The 21839-nt window shown below is 73.8% G+C and carries 19 protein-coding genes; 12 read left to right on the forward strand and 7 right to left on the reverse strand.

Annotated features, from left to right (window positions below):
- Positions 1-28: 28 nt before the first annotated feature.
- The 3 genes from ACZ66Z_RS29955 (at position 29) to ACZ66Z_RS29965 (ending at position 5504) form a co-directional block, all read left to right on the forward strand.
- On the forward strand, positions 29-973 hold the full coding sequence (locus ACZ66Z_RS29955) for a diacylglycerol kinase (protein WP_469938505.1): 945 nt from the start codon (positions 29-31) through the stop codon (positions 971-973).
- A gap of 44 nt (positions 974-1017) precedes the next feature.
- The gene (locus ACZ66Z_RS29960) at positions 1018-3846 is read left to right on the forward strand and encodes a DEAD/DEAH box helicase (RefSeq protein WP_469938507.1); all 2829 of its coding nucleotides are present in this window, start codon (positions 1018-1020) and stop codon (positions 3844-3846) included.
- Positions 3847-4196: 350 nt separating this feature from the next.
- The gene (locus tag ACZ66Z_RS29965; protein ID WP_469938508.1) at positions 4197-5504 is read left to right on the forward strand and encodes a cytochrome P450; all 1308 of its coding nucleotides are present in this window, start codon (positions 4197-4199) and stop codon (positions 5502-5504) included.
- Between the two features lie 104 nt (positions 5505-5608).
- On the opposite strand, the gene ACZ66Z_RS29970 is transcribed toward ACZ66Z_RS29965, so the two are convergent.
- Genes ACZ66Z_RS29970 through ACZ66Z_RS29980 form a run of 3 tightly spaced genes read right to left on the reverse strand, consistent with a single transcriptional unit; the run spans position 5609 to position 7950 of the window.
- A complete protein-coding gene (locus tag ACZ66Z_RS29970; RefSeq protein WP_469938509.1) occupies positions 5609-6538 on the reverse strand; it encodes an ADP-ribosylglycohydrolase family protein in 930 nt (309 codons plus the stop codon).
- Positions 6539-6580: 42 nt separating this feature from the next.
- A complete protein-coding gene (locus tag ACZ66Z_RS29975) occupies positions 6581-7030 on the reverse strand; it encodes an ABA4-like family protein (RefSeq protein WP_469938510.1) in 450 nt (149 codons plus the stop codon).
- On the reverse strand, positions 7027-7950 hold the full coding sequence (locus ACZ66Z_RS29980; protein WP_469938590.1) for a hypothetical protein: 924 nt from the start codon (positions 7948-7950) through the stop codon (positions 7027-7029). Before ACZ66Z_RS29980 ends, ACZ66Z_RS29975 begins: the two co-directional genes overlap by 4 nt.
- A gap of 196 nt (positions 7951-8146) precedes the next feature.
- On the opposite strand from ACZ66Z_RS29980, the gene ACZ66Z_RS29985 reads away from it, so the two are divergent.
- Positions 8147-8869, forward strand: coding sequence for a MerR family transcriptional regulator (locus tag ACZ66Z_RS29985; protein WP_469938512.1), 723 nt, complete (start codon positions 8147-8149; stop codon positions 8867-8869).
- Positions 8870-8909: 40 nt separating this feature from the next.
- Here the strand turns inward: ACZ66Z_RS29985 and ACZ66Z_RS29990 are convergent, their stop codons facing one another.
- A complete protein-coding gene (locus ACZ66Z_RS29990) occupies positions 8910-9746 on the reverse strand; it encodes a siderophore-interacting protein (RefSeq protein WP_469938513.1) in 837 nt (278 codons plus the stop codon).
- A 123-nt stretch (positions 9747-9869) separates the two neighbouring features.
- A complete protein-coding gene (locus ACZ66Z_RS29995; protein WP_469938592.1) occupies positions 9870-10775 on the reverse strand; it encodes a 5'-3' exonuclease in 906 nt (301 codons plus the stop codon).
- 277 nt (positions 10776-11052) lie between these two features.
- Here ACZ66Z_RS29995 and ACZ66Z_RS30000 point away from each other — a divergent pair, with 277 nt between their 5' ends.
- From ACZ66Z_RS30000 to ACZ66Z_RS30015, 4 genes are all read left to right on the forward strand, one after another.
- Positions 11053-12126, forward strand: a complete 1074-nt coding sequence (locus tag ACZ66Z_RS30000) for a quaternary amine ABC transporter ATP-binding protein (RefSeq protein ID WP_469938514.1) — start codon at positions 11053-11055, stop codon at positions 12124-12126.
- Complete coding sequence (locus tag ACZ66Z_RS30005) at positions 12119-13927, forward strand: ABC transporter permease/substrate binding protein (RefSeq protein WP_469938515.1); 1809 nt, start codon at positions 12119-12121, stop codon at positions 13925-13927. Before ACZ66Z_RS30000 ends, ACZ66Z_RS30005 begins: the two co-directional genes overlap by 8 nt.
- A gap of 140 nt (positions 13928-14067) precedes the next feature.
- Complete coding sequence (locus tag ACZ66Z_RS30010) at positions 14068-14619, forward strand: helix-turn-helix domain-containing protein (RefSeq protein ID WP_469938516.1); 552 nt, start codon at positions 14068-14070, stop codon at positions 14617-14619.
- Between the two features lie 13 nt (positions 14620-14632).
- The gene (locus tag ACZ66Z_RS30015; protein ID WP_469938517.1) at positions 14633-15346 is read left to right on the forward strand and encodes a helical backbone metal receptor; all 714 of its coding nucleotides are present in this window, start codon (positions 14633-14635) and stop codon (positions 15344-15346) included.
- Here ACZ66Z_RS30015 and ACZ66Z_RS30020 read toward each other — a convergent pair.
- Positions 15273-16433: a TDT family transporter gene (locus ACZ66Z_RS30020; RefSeq protein ID WP_469938518.1), complete on the reverse strand. Its 1161-nt coding sequence runs from the start codon at positions 16431-16433 to the stop codon at positions 15273-15275. The two genes, ACZ66Z_RS30015 and ACZ66Z_RS30020, sit on opposite strands and share 74 nt — an antisense overlap.
- 70 nt (positions 16434-16503) lie before the next feature.
- Between ACZ66Z_RS30020 and ACZ66Z_RS30025 the strand changes: the two genes are divergently transcribed.
- From ACZ66Z_RS30025 to ACZ66Z_RS30040, 4 genes are all read left to right on the forward strand, one after another.
- Complete coding sequence (locus ACZ66Z_RS30025) at positions 16504-17445, forward strand: LysR family transcriptional regulator (RefSeq protein ID WP_469938520.1); 942 nt, start codon at positions 16504-16506, stop codon at positions 17443-17445.
- Between the two features lie 235 nt (positions 17446-17680).
- Positions 17681-18061, forward strand: a complete 381-nt coding sequence (locus ACZ66Z_RS30030; protein WP_469938522.1) for a hypothetical protein — start codon at positions 17681-17683, stop codon at positions 18059-18061.
- An 82-nt stretch (positions 18062-18143) separates the two neighbouring features.
- Positions 18144-18386, forward strand: a complete 243-nt coding sequence (locus ACZ66Z_RS30035; protein WP_469938523.1) for a hypothetical protein — start codon at positions 18144-18146, stop codon at positions 18384-18386.
- A 10-nt stretch (positions 18387-18396) separates the two neighbouring features.
- On the forward strand, positions 18397-19866 hold the full coding sequence (locus tag ACZ66Z_RS30040) for a SulP family inorganic anion transporter (RefSeq protein WP_469938524.1): 1470 nt from the start codon (positions 18397-18399) through the stop codon (positions 19864-19866).
- Between the two features lie 206 nt (positions 19867-20072).
- Here the strand turns inward: ACZ66Z_RS30040 and ACZ66Z_RS30045 are convergent, their stop codons facing one another.
- Entirely contained in the window at positions 20073-21701 is a 1629-nt protein-coding gene (locus ACZ66Z_RS30045; protein WP_469938525.1) for an amidohydrolase, read from the reverse strand.
- Positions 21702-21839: the final 138 nt, after the last annotated feature.

Here is a 21839-nt window from a genome sequence, read left to right on the forward strand (position 1 = left end):
CCCCAGACTCCGTCCGGGGGGACCACCGATGACCAGCGACCTCACCCTCTTCGTCAACCCCACCGCCGGCCGCGGCCGCGGCGCCCACGCCGCCCAGCCCGCCGCGCGGGTCCTCAGAGACGCCGGATTCTCCGTCCGCACCGTCCTCGGGCTCGACGCCGGCGACGCCCTCACGCGCGCGCGTGAGGCCGTCGCCGAGGGCACCGGCGCCCTCGTCGCCGTCGGCGGCGACGGCATGATCTCCCTCGCCCTCCAGGCCGTCGCGGGCACCGGCACCCCCCTCGGGGTCATCGCCGCCGGCACCGGCAACGACTTCGCCCGCACCCTCGGCCTGCCCGTCCGCGACCCGGCCGCCGCGGCCCGCCTCACCGCCGCGCTCCTGAAGGGCGAGGGGGCCCGCGCCATGGACCTCGGGCGGGTGACGAGCGACACCCGCAGCCGCTGGTACGGCACCGTCCTCGCCTCCGGCTTCGACTCCCGCGTCAACGACCGCGGCAACCGCATGCGCGTCCCCGCCGGGCGCTTCAAGTACGACCTCGCGATCCTCGCCGAGCTCGCCGCCTTCCGGCCCGTCCCGTACCGCCTCGCCTTCGACGACGGGCGCGTCCTGGAGACCGACGCCACCCTCGTCGCCGTCGGCAACGGCTCCTCCTACGGCGGCGGCATGCGGATCTGTGCCGACGCCCGCACCGACGACGGACTCCTCGACGTCACCGTCGTCGGGGACTGCGACCGCACCACCCTGATCAAGGTCTTCCCCCGGGTCTACAAGGGCACCCACCTCGACCACCCCGAGGTCACCACCCATCGGGTCCGCTCCCTGACCCTCGACGCCCCCGACACCACGGGCTACGCCGACGGCGAGCCGCTCGGCCCGCTGCCGCTCACCGCGGAGTGCGTCCCGGCCGCCCTGCGCGTCCTCGCCCCCGCCCCGGCGCCCCCTGGAACCGACCCCTCCGCATCCCCTCGATAAAGATCGCGTCACTGTCACAGGTGGCGGGTAGGCTCGACGACAAGATGACAGAGGACCTCACACCAGCCGAGGCGTACGCGGCCGCCCGCGCCCGCAACGCCGAGCAGCGCACCGCACTGGCACCCTTCCGCGAGCTGTACGACTTCGGTCTGGACCCCTTCCAGATCGAGGCGTGCCAGGCCCTCGAAGCGGGGAAGGGCGTGCTCGTCGCCGCTCCCACGGGCTCCGGCAAGACCATCGTGGGCGAGTTCGCCGTCCACCTCGCCCTCACCCAGGGCCGCAAGTGCTTCTACACGACCCCCATCAAGGCGCTGTCGAACCAGAAGTACGCCGACCTGGTCAAGCGGTACGGCGCCGACAAGGTCGGCCTGCTCACCGGCGACAACAGCGTGAACGGCGACGCCCCGATCGTCGTGATGACCACCGAAGTCCTCCGCAACATGCTCTACGCGGGGTCCCAGGCCCTCTCCGGCCTCGGATACGTCGTGATGGACGAGGTCCACTACCTCTCCGACCGCTTCCGCGGCGCCGTCTGGGAGGAAGTGATCATCCACCTCCCCGAGTCCGTCACCCTCGTCTCGCTCTCCGCGACCGTGTCCAACGCCGAGGAGTTCGGCGACTGGCTCGACACCGTCCGCGGCGACACCGAGGTCATCGTCTCGGAGAGCCGCCCCGTCCCCCTCTGGCAGCACGTCCTCGCCGGACGCCGGATGTACGACCTCTTCGAGGAGGAGACCGACCACGGCGGCCGCGGCGCGTCCCGGCGCGAGGTCAACCCCGACCTCCTCCGCCTCGCCCGCACCGAGAACACGCGCACGTACAACCCGCGCGACCGGCGGCGCGGCAAGATGGTCCGCGAGGCCGACCGCGAGCGCGAGCGCCGCCAGCGCTCCCGGATCTGGACGCCCGGCCGGCCCGAGGTCATCGAGCGCCTCGACGCCGAGGGGCTCCTGCCCGCGATCACCTTCATCTTCAGCCGCGCCGGCTGCGAGGCCGCCGTCCAGCAGTGCCTCTACGCCGGACTCCGGCTCAACGACGACGAGGGACGGCAGCGCGTCCGCGAGATCGTCGAGGCGCGCACGGCCGCCATCCCCACCGAGGACCTGCACGTCCTCGGGTACTACGAGTGGCTCGAAGCCCTGGAGCGGGGCATCGCCGCCCACCACGCCGGCATGCTCCCGACCTTCAAGGAGGTCGTCGAGGAGCTCTTCGTCCGCGGCCTCGTCAAGGCCGTCTTCGCCACCGAGACCCTCGCCCTCGGCATCAACATGCCCGCGCGTTCCGTCATCCTCGAGAAGCTCGTCAAGTGGAACGGCGAGCAGCACGCGGACATCACCCCCGGCGAGTACACCCAGCTCACCGGCCGCGCCGGCCGTCGCGGCATCGACGTCGAGGGCCACGCCGTCGTGCTCTGGCAGCGCGGGCTCGACCCCGACCACCTCGCCGGACTCGCCGGCACGCGCACGTACCCCCTGCGCTCCAGCTTCAAGCCCTCGTACAACATGGCGGTCAACCTCGTCGACCAGTTCGGCCGGCACCGCTCGCGCGAGCTCCTGGAGACGTCCTTCGCCCAGTTCCAGGCCGACCGCTCCGTCGTGGGCATCTCGCGCCAGGTCCAGCGGAACGAGGAGGGGCTCCAGGGCTACCGCGAGGGCATGACCTGCCACCTCGGGGACTTCGAGGAGTACGCGCGGCTCCGCCGCGACCTCAAGGACCGCGAGACCGAGCTGGCCCGGCAGGGCGCCGCCCAGCGCCGCGCCCAGGCCGCCGGCTCCCTGGAGAAGCTGAAGCCCGGCGACGTCATCCACGTCCCCACCGGCAAGTTCGCGGGCCTCGCCCTCGTCCTCGACCCGGGCATCCCGGCCGGCCGCACCAACGGCCACCGCGGCTTCGAGCACCACGACGGGCCGCGCCCCCTCGTCCTCACCGCCGAGCGGCAGGTCAAGAGGCTCGCCTCCATCGACTTCCCGGTCCCGGTCGAGGCGCTGGAGCGCATGAGGATCCCCAAGTCCTTCAACCCGCGCTCCCCGCAGTCCCGCCGCGACCTCGCCTCCGCGCTGCGGAGCAAGGCCGGGCACATCAACCCCGAGCGCCACCACCGGCAGCGCTCCGCCGCCGCCGACGACCGCGAGATCGCCCGGCTGCGCACCGCCCTCCGCGCCCACCCCTGCCACGGCTGCGACGAGCGCGAGGACCACGCGCGCTGGGCCGAGCGCTACCACCGCCTCCAGCGCGACACCCAACAGCTGGAGCGGCGCATCGAGGGGCGCACCAACACCATCGCCCGCACCTTCGACCGGATCGTCGCGCTCCTCACCGAGCTCGACTACCTGCGCGCCAACGAGGTCACGGACAACGGCAAGAGGCTCGCCCGGCTCTACGGCGAGCTCGACCTGCTGGCGAGCGAATGCCTCCGGGAGCGCGTCTGGGAGGGCCTCAATCCGGCCGAGCTCGCCGCCTGCGTCTCGGCGCTGGTGTTCGAGGCGCGGCAGGCCGACGACGCCGTCGCGCCCAAGCTGCCCACGGGCAACGCGAAGGCGGCGCTCGGCGAGATGGTCCGGATCTGGGGCCGGCTCGACGCCCTCGAAGAGGAGTTCAAGATCAACCAGGCGGAGGGGGTCGGCCAGCGCGAGCCCGACCTCGGCTTCGCCTGGGCCGCCTACCAGTGGGCCTCCGAGAAGAGCCTCGACGAGGTGCTCCGCGAGGCGGAGATGCCCGCGGGCGACTTCGTCCGCTGGTGCAAGCAGGTGATCGACGTCCTCGGGCAGATCGCCGCGGCGGCGCCCAAGGAGAACAGCACGGTCGCCAAGAACGCCCGCAAGGCCGTGGACGGGCTGCTGCGCGGGGTCGTCGCCTACAGCTCGGTGGGCTGACGGTTCTCCTTCCTCCTCCCCGGGGTTCCCTCCTTTCGGGGCGAGTGCCGGTTTCGGAGCGGGTGCCCGTGGCGATCGCGCCACGGGCACCCGCTCGTTCCCGGACGCCCGGTCGGGGTTGTCCACAGGCGGCTGTCCACAGGGGTGGCGCGTGCCGGGACGTTCCGCTTGCATGGACTCGCAAGCAGGGAAGGCACGTTGGGGAGGGGACGCACATGACCACGCGAGCCGGTCATCCGCATGCCGGGACACGGGACGAGGGGCGGTCGACGGGGGAAGGGGAAGAGACGGGGGGTGCGGCTCCGGCAGACCCGGCAGCGGCTCCGGTTGTCGTCGAGGGGCCGCGGGGCGTGCCCTTCCTGGGGAACCTGCCCGCCTTCGGCAAGAACCCCCTCGCCTTCTTCGAAGAGCTCCGGGGGCGCGGCGACTTCGTCCGCTGGCGCTTCGGAGGCAAGCCCTCGCTCTTCATCGCGCACCCCGACGCGGTCGGCGAGCTCCTCACCGAGGTCGAGCGCACCTTCGACCAGCCCGACCTCGGCATCGCCTTCCGTACGCTCCTCGGTGACGGCGTCATCGTCTCCAAGGGGACGGACTGGCGGCGCAAGCGCTCCCTGGTGCAGCCCTCCGTCCGCCCGAAGCAGGTCCGTTCCTACGCGGCGACGATGAGCGAGTGCGCCGTCGCCCTCGCCGACCGCTGGAGCGACGGGCAGCGGGTCGACGTCAAGAAGGAGATGGCCGCCCTCACCCAACTCGTCGCCGTCCGCACCATCTTCGGTGTCGACACGGCGGCCGACGCCGAGGTCATCGGCCGGGCCATGGACATCGCGCAGAAGGAGATCGGCGCCGAGTTCAGCGGCATCGGAGCGGTGCTGCCCGACTGGGTCCCCACCCCCGGGCGCGCCCGGATCAAGCGCGCCACCGCCGTCATCGACGCGGAGGTCTCCCGCGTCGTGTCCCAGCACCGCGACGGCGGGACCGAGCGTCCCGACCTGCTCAGCCGTCTGCTCGCCGCCCGGGACGAGACCGGCGCGTCCCTCTCCGACCAGGAGGTCCGGGACGAGACCGTCACCCTCTACATCGGCGGCCACGAGACCACGAGTTCCACCCTCGTCTGGGCCTGGTACCTGCTCTCCCGCAACCCCCGGGTCCGCGAGGCCCTCACGGAGGAACTCGACCGGGTCCTCGCCGACCACGAGCCCGGCTACGACGACTACGCCTCCCTGACGTACACCCAGGCGGTCATCAAGGAGACCCTCCGGCTGTACCCCACGATCTGGCTGATCACCGGCCTGGCCAAGGAGGGCGCCACCCTCGGCGGCATGCCGGTGCCCGTCGGCACCCGCGTCTGGTCCAGCCAGTGGGCGACCCACCGCGACCCCCGGTGGTACGGCGACGCCGAGGCCTTCCGCCCCGAGCGGTGGACCGGGCGGGACGGCGAACCCGCCGAGGAGATACCCGAGTACGCCTGGTTCCCCTTCGGCGGAGGTCCCCGCGTCTGCCTCGGCACCCGCTTCGCCCTCGTCGAAGCGGTCCTCGTCCTCGCGGTCCTGGCACGCCGCTACCACCTGGAGGTCACCGCGGACGAGATCCTCCCGGTCCCGAGCCTCACCCTCCAGCCGGACCGCGACGTCCTGGCCACGGTCCACGCCAGGGGCTGAGGCCGGTGGGCCGGATCCGGGCGGGTCGGACGTGGAAGGGGCGGACCGGGGAAGGTCGGACCGGGGAGGGCGGCCCCTGACGGGCCGTCGGTCCCGGGAGGGTGTCAGGGTGCGGAGGAGAGGGACTCGGCCAGGTCTCGCAGGTCCTCGGTGCGCAGGGTCCGGCCGCCGAAACCGGGGAGGGGGACGTGGAGGAGAGCGGTCCAGCGGGTGGGAACGGCGGCGGGGCCGTACACCGCGCCCGCGAGCATGCCCGTCACGGCCGCCACCGTGTCGGTGTCGCCGCCCAGGTCGACGGCTGCGGCGAGGGCCTCCTCGAAGGAACCGGTGGTGCGCAGCGCCCAGACCGCCGAGCCGAGACAGGGCCAGACCGCCCCGTTGAACTCGGTCGCGTCGTCCGGGTGCCAGCCGGGGGCGAGCACCTTCGCCCACCGCTCCCGGTGCGCGGGGGCCACCTCGGCCAGCGTGGCCGGCAGGGCGGCGATCGGGTCCTCGTCGTGGAGGGCGACCCGGACCAGTTCGTGGAGGATCGCCGTGCCCTCCCAGGCGGCGCCGTCGCCGTGCGTCAGCGCGGCGATCCGGCGGGCGGCGTCCATCGTCGCGGTCCGCCCCCGTGCCGCGAAGTACACGGCCGAGGTCGAGGCGCGCATGAGGGAACCGTTGCCGGCGGCACGGCCGTTGACCTGGAAGTGCAGCGCGGCCGCGACGTCCCAGGCGTCGCCGCCCAGCAGCACCTGCTCGGTCTGGAGGCCGATGTCCTTGGGGTCGGCCGCCGCCCAGCGCCGGAAGCGCTCGAAGACGTCCGGCAGGTCGAGGCCGCCCCGTTCGAGGAGGGACTCCCCGAGGAGGACCGCCATCTGCGTGTCGTCCGTCGCCTCGCCCGGATCCCAGCCGCCGCCCCCGCACAGCTCCCCGACGCCGTCCGGGAAGCGCTCCCGGAAGACGCCGGGCAGGCCGAACTCGAAGGGAGCGCCCAGTGCGTCGCCGACGGCGGAACCCAGTACGGCGCCCACGGCGCGGTCGATGTCCGGCATCCCGCCAGGGTAGGGCGTGACGGCTTCGGGGGGCCCGGGCCGTCACGCCGGAGCGAGTACCGTCCGCCGCCCGCTCCTGGTCGTCCAGATCGCGCGGACGGCCAGGAACAGGGGGAGGCCGAGGGGGGAGAGAAGGACGGTCAGGAGGAGCAGGGGGGCCATCAGGAGCGGGGGGACCGAGAGGCGGCGGGCCTCGCGGTACATCCACTGGCCGAGGAGGAGGTCCCAGGCGATGACCTGGGCCCAGAGGGCGCCGGCACCGTTCGCGAGGGCGGTGAGGTCGCGGAAGGAGTCGAGGTCGGGGGTGCCGACCGCGGCCCACAGTTCGGGCAGGACGGGGGCGGCGAGCACCGCCCAGACAACCAGGATCGGCAGGACGGTCAGTGGCGAGGCAGCCAGTCGTTCCGTGCCCCGCCAACGCGGCGCGAAGATCATGAGCAGCCAGACGGGCGCCGCGAGGAGGAACGTCAGCTCGAAGAGGAAGCCGGTCACGCCGGGACCCTCTCCGCCGGGACCCTCTTCGTGGGGACGGGGGAGGCGGTGGTGCGGAGGGAGAGTGCCGTGGCCGTTGCGCCGAGCAGGGCGATGGCTCCCGCGCCGGTGAGCGTCGTGGCGTCCGGTGACAGGAGCGCCTGACCGCGCAGTGCCTGCCGGGTCAGCAGGGCGAAGGTCGCCGCGTACGCCGCCGAGGCGGTGAGCGTGAGGCGCAGCCGGACCCGCTCGTCGACCAGGCGGGCGAGGCCGGGGAAACGGGCGGAGCGCGCGGCGAGGGCGGTGAGGGCGATCAGCAGCAGCGGGAGCAGCTGGAGCGCGTGCATGCCGAAGAAGTGGGCGATGCGCAGGTCGCCGCCGGTGGTCGCCCAACCCGTGAGCGGCATCGACGGGCCGCCGTCCGGGACGCCGACGCCGTGGGCGCCGATGATCGGCGCGTCGTCGACGGCCAGTTGCTCCGGTGTCGGACGGACCATCAGGAAGCCGACGGCCGCGCCCGCCAGGGCGATCAGGGAGGACAGCCGGACGGCCCAGGCCGTCGCCCGGTCGAGGATCCGGGCGCGGAGCAGCAGCACCGCGATGACCAGGGCGCTCAACCACAGCACGGCGACGGTGCCGCCCATGAGTTGGAAGACGGTGCTGTCGAAGGGGGTCGCCCGGTTGAAGTGGCTCTGGGTGCCGCGGACCACCTGGAGGGTGATGAGCACCATTTCGACGGCGCCGGTGACGGCGACCACCGTCCCGGCCCACCAGCCGGCCCGTCGGCCGTGGGGGAGCAGCGAGAGCATCCAGGCCAGTGAGAGGGCGTAGGCGATGAACGAGACCGAGAACTTGAACGGTTTGGTCCAGATGGGGACGCCGACCAGCATCCGGTCGTCGACGACGATGCCGACGGCGGAGACGAGGGCGAGGACGACCATCGAGGCGGTGAACCAGACCAGGGGGCGGTGGAGTGGGGGAGGCGGGGTGACGTGGGCGCGTGGGTTCGACGAAGACATACGGATCCCCCGTGGGAAAGTATGGATAGTGGCACTCGCCACTATCTGATAGCGCCACTATCTATGATGAAGGTGTCGGTCGGCAAGGCCGGAGAGGGATCTGGAAGGTGAACGCGCTGTGCGCATCGGAGAGTTGAGTCGCAGGACCGGGGTGTCGGTGCCGACGATCAAGTTCTACGTACGGGAGGGGCTGCTGCCGGCCGGGGAGCTGACGAGCCCGAACCAGGCGTCGTACGGAGAGGCGCACGTGCAGCGGCTCCGCCTGATCCGGGCGCTGCTCGACGTGGGCGGCCTGTCGGTGGCGGCGATCCGCGGGGTGGTCACGGCGGTCGACGACCCTGAGCGGCCGGTGCACGACGTGTTGGGCGCGGCGACCGACCCTCTGGTGCCGCGCTACGCGCGCGAACCCGGAGACGGCGTCGAGGAGGCGCGAAAGGCGGTCGCCGGGCTGATCGAGGCGCGGGGCTGGCACGCCGACCCTTCGAGCCCGGCGTCGGACGCCCTCGCGACGGCCCTCGTGGCGCTCGAGGAACTCGGGCACGGCCGGTTCGTCGAAGTCCTGGACGCGTACGCGGACGCGGCGGAGGGGGTGGCGCGGGCCGACCTGGACTACGTGGCGCGCCATGTGGCGCGGGAGGAGCTCGTGGAGAGCGCGGTCGTCGGCACCGTCCTCGGCGACGCGGTCTTCTCCGCGCTGCGGCGCCTGGCCCAGATGAACGCCTCGGACCGCATGTTCGGCCGCACGTTCGGCCGGGCGACGGAGAGCGGGGGAGCGGAGGGCGGAGGAGTGGGGAGCGGGGGAGCGGAGAGCGGGGAAGCGAGGAGCGGGGGAGCGGAGTGACGAAGGGGCCCGGGGCTTTCGTCGCCCCGGGCCCCTCCGCTCAGCTCTCCTGCTCGCGCTCCACCTGGTCGTTCCACTCGCGCTTGATCGCGCGCCAGGCCTCGTCCGACTTGCCCAGGCGCCAGTAGCCCGAGATCGACAGGCGCTCCCGCGCCACGCCCCGGTCGAGCCGCAGGTGGCGGCGCAGCTCCTTCACGGAGCCCGCCTCGCCGTGGACGAAGGCGTGCACGTCGCCCGCCGGGAAGTCCAGGGCCGTGACCGCCTCGACCAGCGCCTCGCCCGTCGGGCGGTCGCCCCGGTGCAGCCACGTGACGTCGACGCCCGTCCCCGCCGCGAGCTTCTGCTCCTCGGCCGCGTCCGCGACCTCGATCAGGACGTGCGCCCTCGCTCCCTCGGGCAGCCCCTCCAGGGCCGCGGCGATCGCCGGGAGCGCGCTCTCGTCGCCCACGAGCAGGTGCCAGTCCGCCGCCGGGTCCGGCGCGTAGCCGCCGCCGGGTCCGAGGAAGCGCACCGTCTCGCCCGCCCGGGCGCGCGCCGCCCAGGGGCCCGCCAGGCCCTCGTCGCCGTGGACCACGAAGTCGATGGTCAGCTCGCGGTGGACCGGGTCCCACGCCCGTACGGTGTACGTCCGCGTCGTCGGCCACTGCTCCCGGGGGAACTCCGCCCGGATCCGCTCCATGTCGAACGGCTCCGGATAGGCGACGCCCTCCGGGGCGAACAGCAGCTTCACGTAGTGGTCGGTGTAGGTGTCCGCCGCGAAGCCGTCGAGCCCGGGCCCGCCCAGCACGACCCGCACCATGTGCGGAGTGATCCGCTCGGTGTGCACCACGCGCGCTTCGGTGGCCTTCGGTGCCTTGCGGGCCGGCTGCTCTGCCACGACGGGCTCTCCTGACTCTGCGTACTTAGGTATGCCTAAGCTAGCACTTTCCGGCAGGAGAAGCCCTACGCGGACCGAACGGCCCCGCCTCCCGAGGGCCCGGAAAGCAGCCGGGCCCTCCCGTCAGCGCTCCAGGACCGGGAGCAGACGCCCCACCGCGCCGCCCAGGCCCCAGCGCTTCACCAGTGCGTCGAGGGCCTCCGGATCGCGGGGAGCGGTCGGCAGGGCCGGGTCGAACTCCGGGAGCGCCACGTCGGCGGCGACCCGCACCACCGTCGGCGCCACGTCCAGGTACGCGGCCGCCTCGACGATCCCGCGCCGCTTCGCCGGCGTCAGCCTCGACGCCGGGTCCTCCGCCGCCGCCCGGACGCCCGCCAGGTCCCCGTACTCCGTGATCAGCTGCGCCGCCGTCTTCTCGCCGATGCCCTTCACGCCGGGCAGCCCGTCGCTCGTGTCCCCGCGCAGCGCCGCGAAGTCCGCGTACTGATCGGGCCGCACCCCGTACTTCGTGCGGATCAGCTCCGCGTCCACCAGGTCGCAGTCGCCGACGCCCTTGCGCGGGTACAGCACGCGGACGCTCCGGGCGTCGTCCACCAGCTGGAACAGGTCGCGGTCCCCGGTGACGATGTCCACGGGGCCGCCGGCGCGGCCCGTCAGCGTCCCGATCACGTCGTCCGCCTCGTACCCCGCCGCCCCGACCCGCGCGATGCCGAGCGCGGCCAGGACCTCCTCGATCACCGGCACCTGCGGGGACAGCGTGTCCGGGATCTCCTCCGCGTCCGGGCCCGTCTCCGTCTCCACGGCCACCCGGTGCGCCTTGTACGAGGGGATCAGGTCCACCCGCCACTGCGGCCGCCAGTCCTCGTCCCAGCAGGCGACCAGATCGTCGGGGCGGTGGTCCTGGACGAGCCGGGTGATGAAGTCGAGCAGCCCGCGCACGGCGTTCACCGGGGTGCCGTCCGGTGCCCGGACGGAGTCGGGCACGCCGAAGTACGCGCGGAAGTAGAGGCTGGCGGTGTCGAGGAGCATCAGGCGTCGCGTCACCCCCCGATCATGCCGCACCCCACCGACAGGGCTCCCCGGCCCGCGCGCGGGGTGAGGTCGCCGGTGTGTGCGTGACCCCCGTCACCTTTGCGTTTGCACCCGGTGAAGCGGGGCATGCGCGAGCCCGGAGCGGAGCCCGGTACGGGATTCAACGAAAAGGATCCCCGTACGCGACGGGTCCGCGGGCCGATCCCGCCCGCTCCACGGCCCAGCCACGCGGGGGTGGTGGGGGCCGTTCTTCATTGCTACCCGTGAGGTGTATGTGTCCAGGCTCCAGGCCGACCACCTGTTCAAGGTGTTCGGCAGACGACCCGACGAAGCCGTCCGCAGGCTCGCCGCCGGCGCCGACCGCGAGGAGCTGCGCGCCGAAGGAACGACCGCAGCCGTCGTCGACGCGGGATTCACCGTCGAACCCGGTCAGATCTTCGTCGTGATGGGCCTGTCCGGCTCCGGGAAGTCCACCCTCCTCCGCATGCTGAACGGCCTGCTCGAACCCACCGCGGGGCGCGTCCTCTACGACGGCCACGACCTCACCGCGCTCTCCCCCCGTGAGCTGCGCGCGGTCCGCTCCACCAAGATCAGCATGGTCTTCCAGCACTTCGCTCTGTTCCCGCACCGAAACGTCCTGGAGAACGCCGCATACGGCCTGGAGGTCCAGGGCGTGCCCCGTGCCGAGCGCGAGACCCGCGCCGCCGAGGCCCTCGAACTGTGCGGCCTCGCCGGCTGGGAGAAGTCCTGGCCCGACGAGCTCTCCGGCGGCATGCAGCAGCGCGTCGGCCTGGCCCGCGCGCTCGCCACCGACGCCGACCTGCTCCTGATGGACGAGTCCTTCAGCGCGCTCGACCCGCTGATCCGCCGCGACATGCAGGACCAGCTCCTCGTGCTCCAGCAGCGGCTGAAGAAGACCATCGTCTTCATCACCCACGACCTCAACGAGGCCATGCGCCTCGGCGACCGGATCGCCGTCATGCGCGACGGCAGGATCGTCCAGCTCGGCACGGCCGAGGACATCCTCGTCCGCCCCGCCGACGACTACGTCGCCTCCTTCATCCAGGACGTCGACCGCTCCCGGGTGCTCACCGCCGGCGCCGTCATGACCGACGCCGCGCCCGCCGACTGCTCCGACGACTGCTCCTGCCGGGCCGTCGGCCCCGACACCCTCGTCGCCGACCTGTGCGCCGTCGCCGCCCTGGCCCCGCACCCGGTGACCGTCGAGGACGCCGACGGCTCCGTCCTCGGAGTCGTACCGACGGAACGCCTCCTCGCCGTCATGGGCGGTGTCGCCGCGACGAACGTCCCGCACGCCGAGCCCCGGGAGGTGACCGCCGGTGCCTAGGCTCCCCCTCGGCCAGTGGGTCGACAGCTCCGTCGACTGGCTCCAGGCCCAGTTCTCCTGGCTCTTCGACGCCGTCACCACCGGCGTCACCGGCCTCTACGACGGCATCGACGCCGTCCTGTCCGCCCCCCAGCCGCTGCTCTTCGCCGGCCTCCTCGCCGTCGTCGCCTGGTGGCTGCGCGGCCTCGCCGCCGGAGTGCTCGCCTTCGCAGGTTTCGCGCTCGTCGACTCGGTCCAGCTGTGGGACGAGGCCATGGCGACGCTCTCCCTCGTCCTCGTCGCCACCCTCGTCACCCTGGTGATCGCCGTACCGCTCGGCATCTGGGCGGCCCGCTCGAAGAACGTCAGCGCCGTCCTGCAGCCCGTCCTCGACTTCATGCAGACCATGCCGGCGATGGTCTACCTCATCCCCGGCATCATCTTCTTCGGCGTCGGCGTGGTCCCCGGCATCATCGCCACCATCGTCTTCGCACTGCCCCCGGGCGTGCGCATGACCGAACTCGGCATCCGCCAGGTCGACGGCGAACTCGTCGAGGCCGCCGAGGCGTTCGGCACCACCCCGCGCAACACGCTGCTGCGCGTGCAGCTGCCGCTCGCCCTGCCGACCATCATGGCCGGCGTCAACCAGGTCATCATGCTCGGCCTCTCCATGGTCGTCATCGCCGGCATGGTCGGCGGCGGCGGGCTCGGCGGCGCCGTCTACCGCGCCATCGGCAACGTCGACATCGGCCTCGGCTTCGAGGCCGGCGTCTCCATCGTCGTCCTCGCCATGTACCTGGACCGGATGACCGGCGCGCTCGGCCGCCAGGTCTCCCCGCTGGGTCGCCGCGCCGTCGCCAAGACCCGCGCCGCGCTGAGCGCCAAGCGGTACGGCGCCAAGATCTGGGCCCACCGCCCGCAGCCCGTCACCGCCCTCGTCGGCGTCGTCGTCCTCGCCCTCGCCGCCGGCGGCATGGGCTTCCTCGGCGGCTCCGGCGACGAGGCCTCCGCCTCGGGCCCGAACGGCGGCCACGGCAAGAAGGTCAGCATCGGCTACATCCCCTGGGACGAGGGCATCGCCTCCACGTACCTCTGGAAGGAGCTCCTGGAGCGCCGCGGCTACGAGGTCGAGACCAAGCAGCTGGAGGCCGGCGCCCTCTACACCGGCCTCGCGGGCGGGCAGCTCGACTTCCAGACCGACTCCTGGCTCCCCGTCACCCACGCCCAGTACTGGAAGAAGTACCAGAACAAGCTGGAGGACCTCGGCTCCTGGTACGGCCCCACCTCCCTGGAGCTCTCCGTCCCCTCGTACGTGAAGGGCGTCGACTCCCTCGCCGACCTCAAGGGCAAGGCAGGACGGTTCAAGGGCCGGATCGTGGGCATCGAGCCCAGCGCCGGAATGATGGGCATCCTCAAGGACAAGGTCCTCAAGGACTACGGCCTGGAGGGCGAGTACAAGGTCGTCGACGGCTCCACGCCCGGCATGCTCGCCGAGCTGAAGCGCGCGTACGACCGCAAGGAACCGGTCGTCGTCACCCTCTGGTCGCCGCACTGGGCCTACTCCGCCCACGACCTGAAGAAGCTCGACGACCCCAAGGGCTCCTGGGGCAAGGGCGACGGCGTCCACACCCTCGCCCGCAAGGGGTTCGCCGCCGAGAACCCCGAGGTCGGCGCCTGGCTGAAGGACTTCTCGCTGACCGAGAAGCAGCTCACGGGTCTGGAGGCCGTCATCCAGGAGACCGGCAAGGGCAAGGAGCAGCAGGCCGTCCGCACCTGGCTGGACCGGAACCCGGGCCTCGCGGAGAAGCTCACCCCGCAGTAGGCCCTCCGCTCGCCGTCCGAAAAGGGGTGGTCGCCGAACGTGTTCGGCGACCACCCCTTTTCGGCACGACGCGAAACCCCGCCCCAAAGCTGCGTAAGGTTCAGGTAACCGACCGGTACGAGCAGAGGGAGGGAGCCGACGTGGACGAGAAGGAAGCCCCCCGCGTGGGCGCGGCCGTCAAGAGGCGCCGCAGAGCACTCCAGCTGACCCTGGCCGTCGTCGCCTCCCGCAGCGGCCTCTCCGTGCCCTTCCTCAGCCAGGTCGAGAACGATCGCGCCCGCCCCAGCCGCCGCTCCCTCGACCTCGTCGCCGAGGCCCTGGAGACCACGGCCGGCGAACTCCTCGCCGCCGCCGAGGCCTCCCGCACCGTCGACGTCGTACGGTCCGGGGACCGCTCGCCCGGCCTGCCCCCGGGCGTCCGGGCGCTGGTCCGCGGCCGCCACCAGCTGCACGCCCTGGAGTTCACCGGCGAGCAGGACGCGGGCCGCGAGTTCCAGCACCGGAACGACGAACTCCTCTACGTGGCCGACGGCGCCGCCGAGGTCGAGGCCGAAGGGCGCGCACACCGGCTCGGCCGCGGCGACACGCTCTACCTCTCCGGCGGCGTACGACACCGCTGGCGCGCCACCGAGCCCGGCACCCGCCTCCTCGTCGTCGCCGTCGGCGACCACGTCGAGGCCGAGGTGGAGTGAGGGTCGCGTCCCGATGAGAGTCGTCTCCCTGGTGCCCTCCCTCACCGAGGCCGTCGCCGTCACCGCCCCCGGCGTCCTCGTCGGCGCGACCGACTGGTGCAGCCACCCCGCCGGACTCGACGCCGTCCGCATCGGCGGCACGAAGAACCCCGACGTCGCGGCGATCGCCGCGCTCCGGCCCGACCTCGTCATCGCCAACGAGGAGGAGAACCGCGCCCCCGACCTCGCCGCCCTGCGGGCCGCCGGACTCGACGTCCTGGTCACCGAGATCCGCACCCTCGACCAGGCGCTGCGGGAACTGGAACGGGTCCTCGCCGCCTGCGGCGCGCCCCGGCCGCGCTGGCTCGACGAGGCGGAGACCGCCTGGGAGGCCGTCGAGGCCCTCGAACCGGCCACCGCCGTCGTGCCGATCTGGCGTCGGCCCTGGATGGTCGTCGGCCGTGACACCTTCGCGGGCGACCTGCTCGCCCGCCTCGGCGTCCGGAACCTGTACGCCGACCACCCCGAGCGCTATCCGCGCGTCCCGCTCGACGAACTGCGTGCCGCCGGCCCCGATCTCGTCGTCCTGCCGGACGAGCCCTACCGCTTCACGCGCGAGGACGGCCCCGAGGCCTTCCCCGGGACCGCCGCCGCCCTCGTCGACGGGCGCATGCTCACCTGGTACGGGCCGTCACTGGCCGAGGCTCCGCGGGCGTTGACCCGGGCCCTGCGAGCAGCGCACCGCTGAACAGCCCGCGCAGGGTGTGGAGACCGGCCACCAGCCAGGCCGCCACGAGGAACGCGTACAGGGCGATCGCCAGCCACCGGAACGCGGCCAGCCCGGTGTGCCCGGCCAGGCCCTCGGCACCGGTCACACAGGTCCCGACCGGGAAGGTGAACGCCCAGAAGGTCATCGCGAAGCCCATGCCCCGCCGCCGCGCCCGCAGCACCATCGCCCCGGCGAGCGCCAGCCACAGCAGCGCGAAGCCCATCACGGGGACCCCGTAGAGGACGGCGAAGGCGGCGAAGCCGTGGGCGTACGGGGCGGGCAGCACGCCCGCGGCCGTGTCGGCGAACTTGTTCGCGGCGGTCGTCGACTGGCCCAGCGGGCCGAGCACCAGGAAGAGGGTGGGGGTGAGCGCGAGCGGCAGCGGGCCGCCGGTGACGAGCCGTCCGAAGACCAGCGGCAGCATGACCAGGGTGGCGAGCAGGCTGACGCCGAACAGCGCGTAGCAGCCGATGAGCAGGGTCTGTTGCGCCTGCCCGGCGGGCAGACGGGGCACGAGCAGCGGGCCGAGCGCTGCGGACACCATGGGGGCGACCACCGGCAGCAGCCACACCGGCGACGCGCTCTCGATCCGGTGGTGCACCACCATGAGGTACGGGACGCCCACCGCGGCCACCAGGCCGACCACCGTGCCGACGGTGAACAGGACGGCGTCGAGGGCGACGGCCGCGGGGAGCCCGATCCAGTCCCGGCCCACGATCAACGCCCCGCCGCCGACCGCGAGCAGCGCCATCGCCGCGCAGCCGTAGAACGGCGCCATCGCCGGGTCCATCAGGTGGGCGCGGGCCCGGTCCCGGTGCCGGGCCCAGTGGGCGGCGCGGGCGGCGACCAGGACGAGCAGCATCGCGAGGGACAGCGCCCAGACCGCGGCGCAGGCCGTACGGAGGCCGGGGACGTCCAGCGGGAGGGCGGCGCCCGCGTTGGCGACGATGGCCGTCCCCATCACGGAGGCGTACCAGTGGGGTCCGAGGTGACGGACGGAACGGGTCGCCCGGGCGCCGGGGGTGGTGGCGCGAAGGGTGGGGCGGGAAGGTGCGAGGCTTGCCATGTCCCGATCGTTTCGCGCCGGAACGGCCCCCACCAGGGACGCTGTGGCTATGAGGCCATAACCTGACCTTATGACCAGCGAGCCGGGCCGGACGCCGACCCCCTTCTTCCACCGGGGCCTCTCCCACCGGGTCCCGGACCTCGGCGCGCTCGAACTCCTCCTCGCCGTCGCCCGGCACGGGAGCCTCGGCGCGGCCGCCCGCGAGGTCGGCATCACCCAGCCCGCCGCCAGCAGCCGCGTCCGCTCGATGGAACGGCAGCTCGGCGTGGCCCTGCTCGACCGCTCGCCGCGCGGCTCCCGGCTCACCGACGCCGGCGCCCTCGTCACCGACTGGGCGCGGCGCGTCGTGGAGGCCGCCGAGGCCTTCGACGCGGGGGCGCAGGCGCTGCGCGGGCGGCGGGACTCGCGGCTGCGGGTGGCCGCGTCCATGACGATCGCCGAATACCTGCTGCCGGGCTGGCTGATCGCGCTGCGCGCCGAGCGCCCCGACACCGCCGTGTCGCTCCAGGCCGGGAACTCGGCGGCCGTCGCGGAGCGCCTCCTCTCGGGCGAGGCGGACGTCGGCTTCGTCGAGGGGCTCGCGGTGCCGGACGGCCTCGACGGCGTCGTCGTCTCGCACGACCGGCTCGCGGTCGTCGCCGCGCCCTCCCACCCGTGGGCCCGGCGCCGGAGCCCGCTCGACCCGGCGGAGCTGGCCGCGACCCCGCTGGTCCTGCGGGAACGCGGCTCGGGCACCCGACAGGTCCTCGACGCGGCGCTCTCCGCGCACGGCGGCCTCGCGCAGCCGCTCCTCGAACTCGCCTCCACGACCGCGGTGAAGGCGGCGGCGGTGAGCGGGGCGGGGCCAGCGGTCCTGAGCGAGCTCGCGATCACGGAGGAACTGGCGTCGCGGCGGTTGGTGGCGATCCCGGTGGAGGGGGTGCTGCTCCGCCGCGACCTGCGGGCCGTGTGGCCGACGGGCCACCGCCCGACGGGCCCGGCCCGGGACCTGCTGTCGTTGACGCGGGGGTAGGGGTCTCGACGACCGGCACTCCGGGAGGCTTTGCCCATACACGAACGACGTGCGGTGTTCAAGGGCCGGTGCGCGTCAAATATTCTCCGGTTTTCGGGCTCGCTTCCGCCCGTGGCGTTCGGTCGGCCCTGCGCACGACTTCGCTGCGTTATCGTCTCCTTGACTGATCGTTGACCAACCCTTGGTGATCCCTAGACCCGGTACGTCGTCCTGGGGGAGGCATATGCACCGAGCAATGACGGCCCGGGCGGGGCTTTCGACTCTCGCCGTCGTCCTCGTCGTCCTCCAGCTGCTCACCACCGCCTCCTTCGCGGCCGCACACACGCCCCGGCACGTCGTGGCCGAGGCGCCGTTCGGAACGAAGCCCTCCGGGACGACCCCGCACGACGAGGTGGTCACCCGTCGGGACGCCGAGCCGCCGGGAGACCCGATCGGTCCTCCGCGCACGCGCGACCGCCACCGCACCGCCGACGGACCGGCCGCGTCCGCACGCCCGTCGCCGCCGCGCTCCGCCTCGATCACGCCCCGGCCGGCCACGCGCGGCGCCGCGGGCCCCTCCCCGACGCGATCACCGGGCCTCCGCTCCACGGCCGCGCTCCAGGTGTTCCGCTGCTGAGCAGTCCTGCCCCCGCACACGCACACACCTGCCCCGCACACCCGACGCGTCACCACGACGCGCCAGGAGGAGCCACCACGCCATGCACCCCCTCACCGACCACGCGCGTACGTCCGGACGGCGGCCCGAGGAGTTCGCCCGGCCGGCCGAAGACCGGTCACCCGAGCACCACGTCCCGACGCAGCCGCTGCGGCTGCGCTCCCACCCCCGTGGCCGCGAGGGCCTCGCGGCCGGGCGGCTCGGCCTGCACGGCCGGTATCACGAGGTCCCCACCGGAGCCGCACGCGAGCACCGTGCGGACACCGACGCCCCCGAAACGCCGTGAGGGGGCCGACATGACCAACTTCCCTTACTTACGCCAGGACTTCGCCGCCTCGCTCGTCGTGTTCCTCGTCGCCCTCCCCCTGTGCGTCGGCGTCGCCGTCGCCTCGGGCGTCCCGGCCGAGCTCGGACTCGTCACCGGCGTCGTGGGCGGCATCGTCACCGGGCTCCTGCGGGGCAGCAGCCTGCAGGTGTCCGGACCGGCGGCGGGGCTGACCGTGCTGGTCCTCGAGGCCGTCACCGAGTTCGGGCTCGCCACGCTCGGTGTGATCGTCCTCGCCGCCGGGGTGCTCCAACTGGCCATGGGCGCCCTGAGGCTGGGTCGCTGGTTCCGGGCGATCTCCGTCGCCGTCGTCGAGGGCATGCTGGCCGGCATCGGTCTGGTGATCATCGCCGGTCAGCTGTACGCGGCGGCCGGCCTGAAGGCCCCCGCCTCCGGCGTCGACAAGATCCTGGAGTTGCCCGGGGCCGTCCTCGGCGCCTTCGGCGGCACCGCGGCGCCGACCTCGCTCGCGGTCGGCGCGGGCACCGTGGTCGTGATGGTGGGGTGGAAGCACCTGCCGAAGCGGGTGCGGAGCGTGCCGGGCGCGCTCGCCGCGGTGTTCCTCGCGACGGCGGTCACCCGGGCGTTCGGCCTGCCGGTGGCCACCGTCGAGGTGAACGGCCTGATCGGTTCCGTCCGGCTGCCCGGCGCCGGCGCCCTCGGCGAGCTGGCCGACCCGGCCGTCCTGGGCACGGTCCTCGCCTTCACCCTGATCGCCTCCGCCGAGAGCCTGTTCAGCGCCGCCGCGGTGGACCGGCTGCACGACGGTCCGCGCACCCAGTACGACAAGGAGCTCATGGCGCAGGGCGCGGGCAACGCGGTCTGCGGTGTGCTCGGGGCCCTGCCGATGACCGCGGTCATCGTCCGCAGTTCCGCCAACGTGGCGGCGGGCGCGAAGACCAGGGCGTCCCGGGTCCTGCACGGCGTGTGGCTGCTGCTGTTCGCGGCGCTGCTGCCGGGGGCGCTGGCGCTGATCCCGCTGCCCGCGCTCGCCGGCATCCTGGTCCACGCGGGCTGGAAGCTGATCCCGTTCCGCGGGGTCGCGGCGCTGTGGCGGGGACACCGGGGCGAGGCGCTGATCCTGGTGGCGACGGCCGTTGCGATCGTCACCGTGAACATGTTCGAAGGCGTGCTGATCGGACTGGCCCTGTCCGTGGCCAAGACCGCCTGGGAGACGTCGCACGTCAGACTGGAGGTCGTCGACAAGGGCGCGGGCCCGCTCCAGGCGCACCTGTCGGGCAACGCGACCTTCCTGCGGCTGCCGAAGATACTCGACAGCCTGGAGGCGCTGCCCCAGGACCGGCCGATCGTGGTCGACGTCTCCGGCCTGCACCACCTCGACCACGCCTGCCGTACGGCCCTGGAGGCGTGGGCCGAACGGCACAGTGCGGCCGGTACGGAACCCGTGAGGGTCACCGAGCCGGCGAAGACCGCCCCCTGATCGGCCCCGACCACCCCCTGCCGCCCCGCGACGAGCAACCCCGGGGCGGCGCCCCCGCACCCCATTGCGGGCTGCGCCCGCCCACCCCCGTTGTGGGCAATCGTTCCGCTCGAGCAGGGGGGACCCCCTCGCCCTGCGGGACGATTGCCCACACGGGCGGGGGCGGAAGGGCACCGCCCAGCCGGGCGCGGGCCCACCCGGGGGCGTCAGAGGTTCGTCGCGCGGAACGTCACCCGTCCCGCCACCGTCGTCAGGCGGACCGGGACGTCCGGGAGTTCCGTCGCCGGGGTCGTCAGCGGGTCGGCCCCCAGGGCCGTCAGGTCCGCGCGGTGGCCGACCGCCAGACGGCCCGCCTCGTGCTCCTCGCCCGCCGCGTACGCCGGCGCCGTCGTCATGCCCCGCAGCGCCTCCAGCGGCGTGAGCGCCTGCTCCGGCCCGTGCGGCGCCCGGTCGAGGTCGCGGCTCGGGCGCCGGTGCCGTGCCCCCGCCATCACGCCCAGCGGCGGGAACGGCGCGATCGGCCAGTCCGAGCCGAGGACCACGGTCGCGCCCGAGTCCGACAGGTCGCGGCAGCGCCACGCGCGCGCGGCGCGCTCCTCGCCCAGGCGCCGCGACCAGTTGTCGGTGTGGTCGGCGCGCGTGAAGTCGCAGCAGTGCGTGGGCTGCATCGACGCCAGGACGCCCAGCTCCGCGAAGCGGCGCAGCGTGTCGTCCGGCACCGTCTCGATGTGCTCGACCCGGTGCCGTACCCCGCCGCCCCCCTCCGCCCGCGCCTTCTCGACGGAGTCCAGGACGTGCCGTACGGCCGCGTCGCCGATGGCGTGCGTCGCGGTGGCCACGCCCGCCCGGTGCAGCTCCCCGACGATCCGGGTGTACGCCTCGGGATCGGGCCAGAACGCGTGGGTGGACTCGCCGTGGCAGTCCGGCCGCTCCAGCCACGCCGTGCCGTTGTCGATCGTCCCGTCCATGAAGAGCTTCACGCCGGCGACCCGCCACAGCTCCCCGCCCGTGCCCTGCTGATCGATCAGCGCGCGCACGCCGTCGGCGTCGGTGCCCGGCTGGCACCAGGGCGCGACCCGGAGCCGCAGCGGCAGCTCGCCGGCCGCGTCGAGCTCCCCGTACAGGGCGAGGCTGTCGCCGTTGGCGTCCATGGCGTGACCGCCGGTGAGGCCCGCCGCCGCCATGGAGCGCAGCGCCGCCGCGAGCCGCTGCCGGCTCTCCTCGCGCGTCGGCCGGGGGGCGACCCGCTCGACCAGCTCGCAGGCGGCGTCCTCCTGGAGCAGACCCGTCGGGCGTCCGTCGGCGTCGCAGACGACCTCGGCCGAGGCCTGGTCGAAGGTGCGGGGGCCGTCGACCCCGGCGAGTTCGAGCGCCCGGCGGCTGGCCAGGGCCGAGTGCGCGTCGAAGAGCAGCAGGAAGGCCGGCACCCCGTCGAGCACCGCGTCGAAGGGGGCGGTGCCGACGGGCCGGTCGCCGAAGACGTTCGGGTCCAGACCCCAGCCGAAGAGCCACCGGCCGCGGTCGAGGGACCGCACCTCGCGCGCCAGCGCCTCCCGCACGTCGTCGAGGTCGGCGCAGTACGACAGGTCGAGTCCGTGGGTGAGTTCGGCGCCGGAGACGGGGTGCAGGTGGCCGTCGACGAAGCCGGGGGTGACGACCGCCCCCTTGAGGTCGACGACGGTCGTCGCCGGACCGGCCAGCGCCCGGACCTCGCGGTCGTCGCCCAGGGCGGAGATCCAGCCGTCGTCGGAGGCGGCGAGCGCGGTCTCCGTCAGGAACGCCCCCGTGCCGGGGTCGAGCAGACGGGCGGAGTGCAGGACGAGTCGGGTGCGCACGGTGGCTCCAGGAAGAGTGCGGAGGCGGTCGGGGTGGCGGGGGGCGGAAGGCGGAGGGCGGGGGGCGGGGGGTGAGGTCGGTGGGCGGGTGGCGGGTGGCGGGTGGCGGGTTGCGGGTGGCGGCGCGGCCGGGGGGAG

It is taken from the genome of Streptomyces sp. NPDC107498 (genome assembly GCF_055582805.1).

Bases quoted from the DNA above. Each gene is read 5' to 3' on its own strand.
- ACZ66Z_RS29955 (WP_469938505.1), top strand. From the start codon at position 29: ATGACCAGCGACCTCACCCTCTTCGTCAACCCCACCGCCGGCCGCGGC.
- ACZ66Z_RS29960 (WP_469938507.1), top strand. From the start codon at position 1,018: ATGACAGAGGACCTCACACCAGCCGAGGCGTACGCGGCCGCCCGCGCC.
- ACZ66Z_RS29970 (WP_469938509.1), bottom strand. From the start codon at position 6,538: ATGCCGGACATCGACCGCGCCGTGGGCGCCGTACTGGGTTCCGCCGTC.
- ACZ66Z_RS29980 (WP_469938590.1), bottom strand. From the start codon at position 7,950: ATGGTCGTCCTCGCCCTCGTCTCCGCCGTCGGCATCGTCGTCGACGAC.
- ACZ66Z_RS29995 (WP_469938592.1), bottom strand. From the start codon at position 10,775: ATGCTCCTCGACACCGCCAGCCTCTACTTCCGCGCGTACTTCGGCGTG.
- ACZ66Z_RS30015 (WP_469938517.1), top strand. From the start codon at position 14,633: ATGAGAGTCGTCTCCCTGGTGCCCTCCCTCACCGAGGCCGTCGCCGTC.
- ACZ66Z_RS30020 (WP_469938518.1), bottom strand. From the start codon at position 16,433: ATGGCAAGCCTCGCACCTTCCCGCCCCACCCTTCGCGCCACCACCCCC.
- ACZ66Z_RS30025 (WP_469938520.1), top strand. From the start codon at position 16,504: ATGACCAGCGAGCCGGGCCGGACGCCGACCCCCTTCTTCCACCGGGGC.
- ACZ66Z_RS30030 (WP_469938522.1), top strand. From the start codon at position 17,681: ATGACGGCCCGGGCGGGGCTTTCGACTCTCGCCGTCGTCCTCGTCGTC.
- ACZ66Z_RS30035 (WP_469938523.1), top strand. From the start codon at position 18,144: ATGCACCCCCTCACCGACCACGCGCGTACGTCCGGACGGCGGCCCGAG.
- ACZ66Z_RS30040 (WP_469938524.1), top strand. From the start codon at position 18,397: ATGACCAACTTCCCTTACTTACGCCAGGACTTCGCCGCCTCGCTCGTC.